This is a genomic window from Tsuneonella mangrovi (genome assembly GCF_002269345.1).
Lineage (GTDB): Bacteria > Pseudomonadota > Alphaproteobacteria > Sphingomonadales > Sphingomonadaceae > Tsuneonella > Tsuneonella mangrovi.
Genome location: NZ_CP022889.1, coordinates 1,545,835 through 1,557,935 on the forward strand (window position 1 = coordinate 1,545,835; position 12,101 = coordinate 1,557,935).

Sequence of the window (12,101 nt, forward strand, 5' to 3'; positions counted from 1 at the left end):
GCGGGAAAGCCGCCCGTTTTGCGTTGGACCGCGCGAGAAGTGGACGGGATCGACTGCATGACCAAGCCGCGCAAGAAACGCGCCCCGGCGCGCTGGAAGGCCAAGTTCCTCGATGCGCTGGCGGAAAGCTCCAACGTCACCGCTGCCGCGAAGAAAGCCGGGATCGACAAGAGCGTAGTCTACAAGACCCGCCGCAGCGACACCGATTTCAACCGCGACTGGCAACGTGCATTGGCCGAAGGCTACGACAACCTCGAGATGGACCTGCTCCACCGGTTGCGGATCGGCCAGCTCGAAGGCGGCAAGACCCAAGCGCGCCGCAAGTACGACAACGCCATCGCGTTCCGGCTGCTCATCGCGCACCGCGAGGCGGTCACCCGGCACCGCGCAATCCGCGCCGACGAGGACGAGGAAGCAGTGATTGCCTCGATCACCCGGAAGCTCGAGCTGATGCGCCAGCGCCAGCTCGCCGCCGCGGCCGACGACGCGGCATACGCTGCCAGGGCTGCCGCGAAGGAAGGCGATGAATAGCGCGCACCTGCGCGCGCTGCTCGAGGCCGAACCGGAGGAACGCGAAGCCGAAATCCGCGCGATGAGCAAGGCGGAACGCGAGACGATACGCTATCTCTGGAAGCTGTGGGCACGCCGCAACCAATTGCCGCCGCGCGGCGACTGGGACGTGTGGCTGATCTGCGCCGGGCGCGGCTTCGGCAAGACGCGCGCGGGCGCCGAATGGGTGCGGCAATATGCGCGGCACAACCCCGAAGCGCGGATCGCGCTGGTCGGGGCTTCGCTCGCCGAAGCACGCGGGGTGATGGTCGAAGGCGAGAGCGGGCTGCTTGCGATCGCCCCGCCCGACAAGGTGCCGCATTACGAGCCGTCAATCCGGCGGCTGACCTGGCCCAACGGCGCGCAGGCGTTCCTCTATTCGGCTGCCGAGCCGGAGAGCCTGCGCGGCCCGCAGCATCACGCCGCCTGGTGTGACGAGCTTGCCAAGTGGGATGCCGCTTCGGAGCGCGCGAGCCGTGCGTGGGACAACCTCGTGCTGGGAATGCGGCTGGGCGAGCACCCGCGCATCTGCGCCACGACCACCCCGCGCGCGGTGCCGCTGATGCAGGCGCTTGTCGCGCGCGAGGAAAGCGGCAAGGTCGCGGTCAGTCGCGGCACGACGAAAGACAACAAGGAACACCTGCCCGCGCGGTTCCTGCGCGAAATACGCGCCCAGTACGAAGGCACCGCGATCGGGCGGCAGGAGCTCGAGGGCGAACTGCTCGACGAAGTCGAAGGTGCGCTGTGGAGCCGGGCACTGCTCGAACGCTGCCGCGAAACCGCCCCTGCCGCCGAGTGGCAGCGGGTCGTGATCGGAGTCGATCCGCCCGCTTCGGCGCACGGCGACGCCTGCGGGATCGTGGTCTGCGCGCTCGGCGTGGACGGGATTGCAAGGGTGCTCGCCGATTGCTCGGTTGAGCGCCCGACGCCCGAACGCTGGGCCCGCGCGGTGGCCGCTGCGGCGCGCGCGTGGTCCGCCGACCGGGTGGTCGCCGAAGCGAACCAGGGCGGCGCAATGGTTTCAGCCGTGCTGCGCGCCGCCGATATCGCGCTGCCGCTCAAGCTGGTCCACGCTGCGCGCGGCAAGGTCGCCCGCGCCGAACCGGTCGCGGCGCTCTACGAAGCGGGCCGTGTGCGCCACGCAGGGCTGTTCGCGAAGCTGGAAGACGAGCTGTGCGGCCTGATGGCGGGCGGCACCTACGAGGGCCCGGGCCGCTCCCCCGACCGCGCCGACGCGCTGGTGTGGGCACTAAGCGAACTGATGTTGGGGAAGAAGGTAGGGCCGCGGGTGCGCACTCTGGGATAAACACACATCAGTCGGGTTCAATCGGAGCACCACGGGCGGATTGCTCCAACTCAGATCGCAACCTGGCGTCGATTCGTCGATTCAACGCCGGCTCTCTCAGCCATGCACGAAGGAACAGAACGAACCATGCGATCGCCCAAAATACCGGCATCCACGCATAGTAGATATAGACGCTCGGCTGGTAACCCGTTCGGGAGCCGAACTGGTCGGCGATGAATTGGAGCACCAACCGCAAGATCGGCTCGCACCAGCTGCGCCGGGAGAGCATCAGTAAGCCCAGCAATCCGAACCCGATCGTTCCGACGAGGCCGAAACCTAAAATTCCGGGGCGACTGCTTGATTGAGGCAATCTTAGTTTCATCAGACGGGTCGAGCCTCGGCGTAATCAGAGAGGAACTCGAGGATCCGCTCCAGTTCGGACTCGGAATTTCGCGTCCCGATCAAGTGCATCGCGACCGGCAAGATTATAAGCAGCGGGACAATAATTGAAAGAGCTCTCCAGTCGGCACCTGGCGCTAAGCCAGCTGGACTGAAAAGTAGTACCCAGAGGGCCAAAAAGAACACGAAGGACCAAATACCGAAAATGACCTTGACCCAGATCGGCGCACCAAAGCGCGCCCGGATTTCGGTGCTGCCAAGCCTCTCTTGAAGTCTGCCGAACAAGACGGGGCTGGCGTTGTACTGAAGATCCGAAGTGAAAAAGCCCAACCTGACAAATCCGAAATATGATCCGCCAATCACCTCGCAGAGACCGAACGGTCGATAGATTAAGCTGGCCGCCGCATTGATGCGCTTGCTGACTTCATCCGGCGAGAGCGGGGAGCGAAGCTCCAGTTTCCGGCCAACCAGGTACTCGCCGATGCGCATGACCGCTTGATGGCGGCATCCTGCTGAATTCGCAACCGAAAGGAACTCCATGTCCTTCTTCGAAAACCTCGCTTCCGCCTTCAAGGGCGGGGGCGACGCCCGTGTGCCTATAGCGCGCGGGTTTATCTCTCCGTGGGCGCTGGCCGTGGGCGACGGCGCACCGCCGCCTTACGAATACACCCGCAGCGTTCGCCGGGCCTATATCGAAAACCCGGTGGCGCAGCGCAGCGTGCGGCTGGTCGCCGAAGGCGTGGGCCGCGCGCCGCTGGCCGCGACCGACCCCGCGCTGGCGGCACTGGTCGGGGCGACGTCCGCCGGGCAGTCGCTGGTCGAAACGCTCGCCGCGCAGCTGCTGCTCCACGGCAACGGCTATGTCCAGGTGATGAAGGATGCGAGCGGCCGCCCGGTCGAACTGTTCGCGCTGCGGCCCGAGCGGGTGAGCGTGATGCCGGGGACGGACGGCTGGCCCGCTGCCTATCGCTACAAGCTTGGCGAGCGCACGATCGACATTACGCTGGAAGACGAGGCGGGCTGGCCCAACCTGATCCACCTCAAGGGCTATCACCCGGCGGACGACCACTACGGCGCGGGCTGCCTTTCCGCCGCCGAGCAGGCGGTGGCGATTCACAACGCGGCTTCGCTGTGGAACCGCGCGCTGCTCGAAAACGCTGCGCGACCTTCCGGCGCGCTGACCTTCGACGCAGGCGACGGCTCCCCTTTGAGCCCCGACCAGTTCGAGCGGCTGAAGGCAGAACTGACGCAGGCCTTTGCCGGCGCGGGCAACGCGGGCCGGCCGATGCTGCTCGAAGGCGGGCTCAAGTGGCAGAGCATGGCGCTTTCGCCGGCCGACATGGACTTCGCGACGCTCAAGGCCGCCGCCGCCCGCGACATCGCGCTCGCTTTCGGGGTGCCGCCGATGCTGCTCGGTCTGCCGGGCGACAACACTTACGCCAACTACCGCGAGGCCAACCGCGCGCTGTGGCGACTCACGCTGCTGCCGCTGGCGGGCAAGATCCTCGGCGGGCTGCAGGAAGGGCTCAACGTCTGGTTCCCCGATGCGCCGCTGGCGGTCGACCTGGACAAGGTTCCTGCTCTCGCAGAGGACCGCGAGAAGCTGTGGGCGCAAGTGAGCGCCGCGAGCTTCCTCAGCGACGCCGAGAAGCGCGCAATGCTCAACATCGGAGTGAAGCCATGACCCGCGAGGAAATGCTCGCCCGCCTGATCGCACAGGCCAATACGCAGGGCGGCGATCTGGTGACCTTGCGGGCGATTATCGAGGAAGCCAGCGAGATCGGCGCGGGCCGTGTGCTCGACCGGCTCGGCCTCGCCGACGAAGGCGCGCAGGACGACATCGACGAATTGCGGGAACTGCTCGGCGCGTGGCGCGATGCCAAGGCGAGCGCGTGGAAGGCGGCGATCGAATGGATCGTGCGCGGGGTGCTGGCGGGGCTGCTCGTGGCGATCGCGATGCGGCTCGGCGTAGCGGACCTGCTCAAGTGACCCCGGGTCCAGCCCGGGGCAGTGAGCCGCTCCGCTTCGCCGGATACGCCGCGCTGTTCAATCGGGCGGACGCGGCACGCGACACAATCGTGCCGGGAGCCTTCGCCCGCTCGTTGGCCGAGCGGCAAACGCCGCTGCCGCTCTACTGGCAACATCGGCCCGACCAACGGATCGGCTGGGTCGAGCAAGCCAGCGAAGATGCGCGCGGGCTGCGGGTGATCGCCGCGATCGACAACCCCGATGGACGCGCGGGCACGATGCTCGCCCGCCATGCGGTCAACGGCCTAAGCTTCGGCTACCGAGCGCGCGGCTTTCGCCATTCGCCCGGTGGCCGCGTGCTCGAGGATATCGAGATCTTAGAAGTCAGCCTCGTCACCCACCCGCTCCAGCATGGCGCGCGGGTCCACTTCGTCACTCCCTGACGCCCCCAAACTCCCCCCGAAGAAAGGTGAACTGCCCCATGGACAATGCGATTCCCCCTGCCGCCGACGCGGCGACTGCCGATACCCAGGCGGCTGACAGCTTCGATATCGTCGCTCGCCAGGACAAGACCGAAGCCGACGTGAAAGTGCTTCGTTCCGACGTCGATGAAGTAAAGGCCCGGCTCGACAAGGTCGGCCGCGCAGCGATCCGCCCGGCGATTGCCGGCGCGCCCGCCACCCCCGAGGTCAAGGGCTTCGTCGATGGCTACCTGCGCCGCGGCTCGACCGCCGAGGTCAAGTCGCTATCCGGCGCAGCGCCAGGTGACGGCGGCTATGCCGTCCCGCAGGAAATCGATGCAGCGATCGCCCGCGAGCTGACCGCGATCAGCCCGATCCGGGCAATCGCCCAAGTCGTGCAAACCGGCTCGGCGGGCTACCGCAAGCTCGTCTCCACCGGCGGCACCGCATCGGGCTGGGTCAGCGAAACCGCCGGTCGCCCCGAGACCGACACGCCGACATTTGCCGAGATCGCTCCGCCGAGCGGCGAACTCTACGCCAATCCGGCGGCGAGCCAGGCGATGCTTGACGATGCCGCGTTCGACCTCGAATCTTGGCTCGCGAGCGAGATCGCGATGGAATTCGCGCGGGCCGAAGGCGCCGCGTTCGTCGGCGGCAACGGCACGGACCAGCCGATGGGCTTCCTGTCCGCCCCGACCTCGCTGATCGGCGACGGCGCGCGGCCGTTCGGTACGGTGCAATATCTCGGCTCGGGCGACGCGGCGACCCTCGGCACCGAGCCCGAGACCCGGCTGATCGACCTGATCCATGCGCTGGGTTCGGGGCACCGCCAGGGTGCGAGCTGGGTAATGAACTCGGCGACGCTCGCCGAAGTTCGCAAGCTCAAGACCGCCGACGGCGCGTTCATGTGGCAGCCGGGCCTCGTCGAAAGCCAGCCCGACCGCCTGCTCGGCTACCCGGTGGTCGAGGCCGAGAACATGCCCGACATTGCCGGGGGCGCATTCCCGATCGCGTTCGGCAATTTCCGCGCCGGCTACCTGATCGCGGAACGCAGCGCGACGCAGATCCTGCGCGATCCGTTCACCAACAAGCCGTTCGTGCACTTCTACGCCACCAAGCGGGTCGGCGGCCAGGTGCTCGACAGCGCGGCGATCAAACTCCTCAAGATCGAGGCCTGATCGCCCGCACCCGCGTCGGCTCTTCCCCTGGCCGGCGCGGGTGCCCCCGCTTCTTTGACAATCCTCTGACCGGAGACCGCCGACATGCGGACAATCGTCATACCCGCGCCGCTCCCGGGCACGGCCGTCGACGACCTCAAGGCGTGGCTGGCGATCGGCTCGTCCGCCTACGACGGACAACTGACATCGCTGCTGCGGAGCGCGCTCGATACCTGCGAGGCTTTCACCGGCCTGATGCCGATCACCGCCCAATGCACCGAAATACTGCCGCTTTCCGGCGAATGGCAATCGCTGGTGACCCGCCCAGTGCAGTCGATCACTTCGGTCATTGCTGCACCCGTGACCGGTTCGAGCCAGGCGCTCGCCGCCAGTGACTACGAGGTCGATATAGATGCCGACGGCACGGGCCTCGTGCGCGTGCTGAACGGCGGCGATGCCACGCGCATCTTCGTGAGCTTTTCCGCCGGTGTATCGCCCGACTGGACGGTGATGCCGGAGCCTATCCGACAGGGGGTAATCCGCCTGGCAGCACACCACTGGCGCGAGCGCGAAGACGGCACTTCGGGCGCGCCGCCCGCTTCGGTCGCTGCACTGTGGCGCCCGTTCCGCCGGATGCGCCTCGCATGAAGACGAATGGCCTGATCGACGCTGCAACCAGCCCGAACCCGAACGCCTTTGTGGCCCGGCTGGCGGCCCAGGCTGGCCGGATTGCCAAGGCACGTGCCGAAATGGCGCTGCGCGAGCGTGGCCGCGACCCGCGTGCGTGGCGACAGGCCGGCTTGCTGTGGCCGTTGTTCGGAAAGGAGCGATAGATGGAATATGCCTTGCGCGCCGCGCTGCTCGACTGGCTCCGCTCCGGTCCAGCGCCGCTCGACACGCTGACCGCGGTCGAGGAGGAAGCCCCTGCCCGCACCACCGCGCCGTGGCTCGCCATCGCGACCAGCGCCAGCACCGACTGGAGCACCAAGGACGTGGCCGGACGCGAGGTCCGCATCGCGCTCGAGCTTCATACGCGAACCGACGATCCCGCTTCCGGCGAGTTGCTCGCCAGCGCAATCGGCGCACGTATCGAGAGCCTGCCGCGCGCGCAGAACACGTTCGAAGTCGCCACCATCCTGTTCCTGCGTACCCGCACCCAGCGCCGCGCGAACAATGCGCGCGCCACCCTGATCGAATATCGTTTCCGCTGCCTCGCAGCCTAACCGGAGTACACGCCCATGACCGCCCAGAACGGCGCAGCCTTCCTGCTCAAGATCGGTGACGGCGCCCAGCCGCCGACCTATTCGACCGTCGCCGGGATGCGCACCACGCAGATGTCGATCAACGGCGACACTGTGGTCGTCACACACAAGGACTCGGCAGGGTGGCGTGAGTTGCTGTCGGGCGCGGGTACCCGCTCCGTGACGGTTTCTGCGAGCGGCATCTTCCTCGGCAGCCAGGCCGAGAGCGACATCCGCGCCCAGGCGCTTGCGGGAACCATCACCGACTACCAACTGAGCTTCGAAGACGGCGCGAAACTGCAGGGCCGGTTTCTCGTTCAGCGGCTGGACTATGCCGGAGATTTCAATGGGGAGCGGACGTATACGCTCCAGCTCGAAAGCTCGGGCGCGGTGCTGCCCGCGTGAGCCAATTCAACATCGCCGTCACCGAACCACCCGCCAATCCGCTGCGCGGCGAAGCCTCGATCGAGATCGCCGGATCGTTGCGCCTGCTGCGCCCGACGTTCGCGGCGCTGGTCGGCGCAGAAGAAGAGCTCGGCCCGCTGTTTGCACTGGTCGAGCGAGCAGGAGACGGGCGGCTGGCGCTCGGCGAGATGGCAGCGCTGTTCTGGCATTGCCTGGCGGATCGCGATGGCCTGGCCCGCGCGGACGTGGGCGAGGCCATATCCCGACACGGCCTCGCCGCCTGTGCCAAGCCCCTGCGGGCATTGCTCGCGGCAATCCTGCAAGGGCAGCCGTGAGCGACCGCTTCGGCGCAGCAGCGATGACGCTGTGCCGTTTCGCCACCGTCGCCCTCGGCTGGCGACCGCACGAATTCTGGGCCGCGACGCCCGCCGAACTGGGTGTCTGTTTCGCCCCGCCCGATGGCTCCGCTGCCCCGCTGGGCAGGGCCGATCTCGAACGCCTGATGGAGAACAATCCCGATGGATGAAGTCGACCAGTTGCTGGTCGAAGTCCGCGCCAGCACGCAGGGCTTCGCCAGCGACATCACCCAGATGCGCGGCGCCTTCGATTCGACGCTGACCGACGGGTTTGCCAAGGCGGGCAACGTGCTCGAGACCGGCCTGCTCGGCGCAATCCGCAAGGGCAGCCTGGGTTTCGAGGATATGGGCCGGATCGCATTGCGGGTGGTCGACCAGATCGCTGCCCGGGCGCTCAAGGTCGGGTTCGACAACCTGTTCGGCAGCGTTTCCACGGGCGGCAACGCCAACATTGGCGGTTTGCTCGGCGGAGCACTCGGCGCGGTCTTTGGCCTGCCGGGACGGGCGACCGGGGGGCCGGTGTCTCCCGGGCGTGGCTACCTCGTGGGTGAAAACGGTCCGGAGCTGTTCGTCCCCACGACCGCGGGGCACATCAACGCCAATGGCACAAGCGGAGCTGCGCGCGACGTAAAGGTATCGATCAACCTGGCTGCCCCGCGGGGAACCACGGCGCCGGTCGCGCTCCAGCGGTCGAGCCGCCAGGTAGCCAGCGCCGTCGGTCGCGCCTTGCGGGAGGCCTGAGCCATGGCGTTCTGGCTCGCCCGCGAACGCAACGGGCAACAGACCGACTGGATCCAGCGGTTCGATCCGCGGTTCTGGACGGTCAACTTCCCGCGCCCGATGATGGCCTCGGTCGTCACCACCGCCGCCGATGCGCTGCGCGTGGATTGCGAATTTCAATACCAAGGCGAACTTGCCGGATTGATCTGGGCGAGCGAGGATACGCTCGACCATCCGTTGACCGCCTATGCGACCGACCGCGACTATTCGCGGACGACTCTGAGCTTTCGTTGGCGGAGCAGCGGGGTCATTCCGCTCGACGAGGTGAACGGACCGACGCTCACGGTCGAAGGACGCGATGCAGCGGGTACCGCCCGGACCTGGTACGTCCGCCTGTGGAACTATGCCACCGGCACCAACGAGGATGCCACGATCGTGCTGCCGTTCTCGCAGCTTGAGAGCGGCTGGTCCCTTCCCGGCGAACCGGTCCATCCCGCCGACATCGACCGGATGTTCATTTCGCTTGAGCCGCCGGGAAGTTTCGTTGGGAGCGGCCCTCCACCGGCAGTTCGGGTGAACGGCTGGGTCGAACTGAGCGAGATCGCCTGCGACGGCGAACGCGCGATGGCCGAAATCGGCGACGTCCTGCTGCCCCCTCACGGAGTAGGCATTGCCACTGCATACGACGATGCCTTCAACCAGACCCCGGCCCGCCTGCTGCGAACCGCGCGGGCGCTCGGCTATCGCGGCGAGTTGGTCCACTATGTCGGGATGAGCCACTTCTTCCGGCTCGGCTCCGACGGGCTTGCCTTGGCCGACGGAACGCTCTGCACTCCGGCCGAACAGTGGCACCAGAGCTTCTTTGCCAGTGCCGCCGCAATGGGATTCGAGCCGATCGTCTCGCTCAGCTTCGAATTGCTCGCCGATCATTGCCCTGACGCGTGGCAGCAACGCGCTGCAGGCGGCGAACCGGCCCGCACAGGTTGGGTGCCGCCTTCCGCGCTGCTCTCGCCTGCCAATTCCGCCGCTGTCGGCTGGTTGCAAGCGGTTGCAACGACTTTCGCAGCGCTTGCGGAGGCCGCCGGATTGCCGGTGCGCTTCCAAATCGGCGAGCCGTGGTGGTGGGTGATGTCCGACGGAAGGCCGTGCCTTTATGACGATGCCGCCAGCTACGCGTTCGGAGGTACTCCGCCGGTGATTGCCGATTTGCGCGAGACATTGGCACCCGACGAGCTCGACCTGCTCGACCAGGCCGGATCGCTGCTTTCAGCAGCAACCGATGCAATCGCACAAGCCGTCCGCACGCAAGTCCCCGGTGCCGAGATCCTGCTGCTGGTGTTTACCCCGACAGTGCTCGATCCCGCCATGCCCGAACTCAAGCGCGCCAACTTGCCGACCGATTGGGCCAGCCCCGCTTTCGACCGGCTGCAGGTCGAGGACTACGACTGGCTGACTTCCGGTGCTGAAGCTCTGCGCCGAAAGGCATATTCCGAAGTCGATGCACGCCTCGGCTACCCGCTCGCGAGCCAGGACTATCTCGCAGGGTTCGTGCTCGATCCGGCGAATGCCGATGCACTGTGGCCGCTGATCGACGCCGGACTCGACGAAGCATCTGCGCGCGGCGTCCCGCGGCGCTTCGTGTGGGCTCTGCCGCAGGTTTCGCGCGACGGCTACACCCGCCTCGCGCCTTCGCAGGAGGAACAGGTGCAAGCATTCGATGACGTGCTCTACCCGCTCGCGCTGGGCCGTGATGCCGGGGTCAGTCCCGAATTCTCTACTTCGGTTGCGGTCACCGCTTCGGGCCACGAGCGGCGCAATTCGTTGTGGACCGATGCACGGCTGCATTTCGATGTAGGCCCCGGCATTCGCTCGGAAACCGAACTGGGGGTCCTGATCGCGTTCTTCCGCGCCCGGCGCGGCGCGGCGCGCGGGTTCCGCTTGGCCGACCCGTTCGACTTCAGCTCGAGCGGGATGACGGGAACGCCGAGCGCGACCGACCAGCCGATCGGCACCGGCGACGGACTGACCGCCCGCTTCCAGCTAACCAAGAGCTATGGCGACGGAGCCGAGCCGCAGGTTCGCCCGATCACGCGGCCCCGCGCCGAATCGATCGCAGTCAGTATCGACGGGGTCGCGAGCTCGGCCTGGTCACTCGATCCGGGCGGATGGATAGTGTTCGCGGCTGCCCCTCCGACCGGGGCCGAAATCCGCGCCGGGTTCCTGTTCGACGTGCCGGTGCGCTTTGCCGAGGACCTGCTCAACGTAACCGGAGCGACCTTTGCCGCTGGCGATGCGCCGTCGGTCCCGCTGATCGAGATCCGCGAGGCGTCATGAGCCGGATATTCTTTTCGCAGGAACTTGAAGGCGTGGCGACCTTCTGGCGCATCCATCGGCGCGACGGCGTCACGCTCGGCTTCACCAGCCACGATCGCGACCTGACCTTCGGCGGGATCCGTCACCGCGCCGCGCCGGGAATGCTCCCTTCGGCGATCCGGCGCACCGCCGCACTCACCGGAGACAGCGCCGAAATGCAGGGCGCGCTGGCGCACGATTCGATCTCCGAAGAAGATCTCAAGGCCGGACTTTTCGACGCTGCGCAGGTCGAGGCCGGCGCAGTCGATTGGGAGACCGGCGAGCACGCAGTACTCTACTCCGGGACGATCGGCAGCGTTTCACAGGAAGCGGGCACGTTCTCGGCCGAGCTCAAATCCGCCAAGACGGCACTCGAAGTCGATGTCGTCCCGCGCACCAGCCCGACGTGCCGTGCGCCGTTCTGCGGCCCGGGGTGCGGGCTTTCGGCACCGCGCTTTACCCACGAAGCCCAGGTTATCGGTATCGACACACAGGCCAATCGGGTGCTCTTCGATGACCCCGCTCCATCACTGATGGCGGGCGGCTCGGTCCGCTGGATCGAAGGGCCCCACGTCGGCCTGGCGATGGACGTACTCGATGCCGACGCGACCGGTCTGCTGCTCGATTCGCGTCTCGATCCGGCCCTCGGCTCCGGCACCCGCACGGTGCTGCGCGAAGGCTGCGACCATACGCTCGCCACTTGTCACGCCCGGTTTGCCAACGCGGTCAATTTTCGCGGCGAGCCGTTCCTGCCGGGAAACGACCTGATCGCACGCTATCCGGTCGGGCGGTGAGTGCAGCCCAGGTCGCCACCAGCGCCGAAGCGCTGGTGGGCACCCCGTTCCGGCTGCATGGACGCGACCCGGCAACCGGGCTCGACTGCATCGGAGTAGTCGCGGCCGCGTTGGCGCGAGGTCACCGACCAGTGTCGGCCCCAACTGGCTACAGCCTGCGTAACCGATCGATCGTTAGCCAATTGGCTTTCGCTGAACGGGCTGGATTGGTCGAGGCGCAGGGGCAAATCGAACCCGGCGACATCGTTCTCGTCCGCCCCGGCCCGGCGCAACACCACTTGCTGGTCGCCGTCGCCGACGGAAGCTTCGTCCACGCCCATGCGGGATTGCGCCGGGTGGTCAGCACCCCGGCTCCCCTGGCCTGGCCGACCGTTCGCCACTGGCGCGTCGCGCCCTGAAAGCAAAACTAAGGAA

The 12,101-nt window shown here is 67.2% G+C and carries 18 protein-coding genes; 16 read left to right on the top strand and 2 right to left on the bottom strand.

Annotated elements, in window-relative coordinates; genetic code table 11:
• The first annotated feature begins 57 nt into the window (after positions 1-57).
• Positions 58-531: a hypothetical protein gene (locus tag CJO11_RS07540; RefSeq protein ID WP_095013280.1), complete on the top strand. Its 474-nt coding sequence runs from the start codon at positions 58-60 to the stop codon at positions 529-531.
• On the top strand, positions 524-1,855 hold the full coding sequence (locus CJO11_RS07545; protein ID WP_095012165.1) for a DNA-packaging protein: 1,332 nt from the start codon (positions 524-526) through the stop codon (positions 1,853-1,855). The genes CJO11_RS07540 and CJO11_RS07545 overlap by 8 nt, the downstream gene beginning before the upstream one ends.
• A 7-nt stretch (positions 1,856-1,862) precedes the next feature.
• Here CJO11_RS07545 and CJO11_RS07550 read toward each other — a convergent pair whose 3' ends face one another.
• Positions 1,863-2,216 (bottom strand): hypothetical protein, encoded by a 354-nt coding sequence (locus tag CJO11_RS07550; protein ID WP_150124996.1) that lies wholly within the window; start codon positions 2,214-2,216, stop codon positions 1,863-1,865.
• Positions 2,216-2,773 carry a hypothetical protein gene (locus CJO11_RS07555; protein WP_150124997.1) on the bottom strand — a complete coding sequence of 186 codons (558 nt, stop codon included), beginning with the start codon at positions 2,771-2,773 and terminating at the stop codon, positions 2,216-2,218. The genes CJO11_RS07550 and CJO11_RS07555 overlap by 1 nt, the downstream gene beginning before the upstream one ends.
• On the opposite strand from CJO11_RS07555, the gene CJO11_RS07560 reads away from it, so the two are divergent.
• The 14 genes from CJO11_RS07560 to CJO11_RS07625 all read left to right on the top strand — a co-directional run bounded on the left by CJO11_RS07560 (position 2,772) and on the right by CJO11_RS07625 (position 12,085).
• Positions 2,772-3,917: a phage portal protein gene (locus CJO11_RS07560; RefSeq protein ID WP_095012168.1), complete on the top strand. Its 1,146-nt coding sequence runs from the start codon at positions 2,772-2,774 to the stop codon at positions 3,915-3,917. The genes CJO11_RS07555 and CJO11_RS07560 overlap by 2 nt on opposite strands.
• Complete coding sequence (locus tag CJO11_RS07565) at positions 3,914-4,222, top strand: DUF6127 family protein (protein WP_095012169.1); 309 nt, start codon at positions 3,914-3,916, stop codon at positions 4,220-4,222. Before CJO11_RS07560 ends, CJO11_RS07565 begins: the two co-directional genes overlap by 4 nt.
• Positions 4,219-4,644, top strand: coding sequence for an HK97 family phage prohead protease (locus CJO11_RS07570; RefSeq protein WP_240504349.1), 426 nt, complete (start codon positions 4,219-4,221; stop codon positions 4,642-4,644). Before CJO11_RS07565 ends, CJO11_RS07570 begins: the two co-directional genes overlap by 4 nt.
• 38 nt (positions 4,645-4,682) lie before the next feature.
• On the top strand, positions 4,683-5,840 hold the full coding sequence (locus CJO11_RS07575) for a phage major capsid protein (protein ID WP_095012170.1): 1,158 nt from the start codon (positions 4,683-4,685) through the stop codon (positions 5,838-5,840).
• Between the two features lie 84 nt (positions 5,841-5,924).
• On the top strand, positions 5,925-6,467 hold the full coding sequence (locus CJO11_RS07580; protein ID WP_095012171.1) for a head-tail connector protein: 543 nt from the start codon (positions 5,925-5,927) through the stop codon (positions 6,465-6,467).
• Positions 6,464-6,652 carry a hypothetical protein gene (locus tag CJO11_RS07585; RefSeq protein ID WP_095012172.1) on the top strand — a complete coding sequence of 63 codons (189 nt, stop codon included), beginning with the start codon at positions 6,464-6,466 and terminating at the stop codon, positions 6,650-6,652. The genes CJO11_RS07580 and CJO11_RS07585 overlap by 4 nt, the downstream gene beginning before the upstream one ends.
• On the top strand, positions 6,653-7,042 hold the full coding sequence (locus CJO11_RS07590; protein ID WP_095012173.1) for a DUF3168 domain-containing protein: 390 nt from the start codon (positions 6,653-6,655) through the stop codon (positions 7,040-7,042).
• 15 nt (positions 7,043-7,057) lie between these two features.
• Positions 7,058-7,465 (top strand): phage major tail protein, TP901-1 family, encoded by a 408-nt coding sequence (locus tag CJO11_RS07595; RefSeq protein WP_095012174.1) that lies wholly within the window; start codon positions 7,058-7,060, stop codon positions 7,463-7,465.
• On the top strand, positions 7,462-7,800 hold the full coding sequence (locus CJO11_RS07600; RefSeq protein WP_240504350.1) for a gene transfer agent family protein: 339 nt from the start codon (positions 7,462-7,464) through the stop codon (positions 7,798-7,800). Before CJO11_RS07595 ends, CJO11_RS07600 begins: the two co-directional genes overlap by 4 nt.
• A complete protein-coding gene (locus CJO11_RS07605) occupies positions 7,797-7,991 on the top strand; it encodes a phage tail assembly chaperone (protein ID WP_240504351.1) in 195 nt (64 codons plus the stop codon). The genes CJO11_RS07600 and CJO11_RS07605 overlap by 4 nt, the downstream gene beginning before the upstream one ends.
• On the top strand, positions 7,984-8,562 hold the full coding sequence (locus CJO11_RS07610) for a tail tape measure protein (RefSeq protein ID WP_095012175.1): 579 nt from the start codon (positions 7,984-7,986) through the stop codon (positions 8,560-8,562). The genes CJO11_RS07605 and CJO11_RS07610 overlap by 8 nt, the downstream gene beginning before the upstream one ends.
• Positions 8,563-8,565: 3 nt before the next feature.
• Positions 8,566-10,875 (top strand): DUF2460 domain-containing protein, encoded by a 2,310-nt coding sequence (locus CJO11_RS07615; RefSeq protein ID WP_095012176.1) that lies wholly within the window; start codon positions 8,566-8,568, stop codon positions 10,873-10,875.
• Entirely contained in the window at positions 10,872-11,687 is an 816-nt protein-coding gene (locus tag CJO11_RS07620; RefSeq protein WP_095012177.1) for a DUF2163 domain-containing protein, read from the top strand. The genes CJO11_RS07615 and CJO11_RS07620 overlap by 4 nt, the downstream gene beginning before the upstream one ends.
• Positions 11,684-12,085, top strand: coding sequence for an NlpC/P60 family protein (locus CJO11_RS07625; RefSeq protein ID WP_095012178.1), 402 nt, complete (start codon positions 11,684-11,686; stop codon positions 12,083-12,085). The genes CJO11_RS07620 and CJO11_RS07625 overlap by 4 nt, the downstream gene beginning before the upstream one ends.
• The last annotated feature ends 16 nt before the right edge of the window (positions 12,086-12,101 follow it).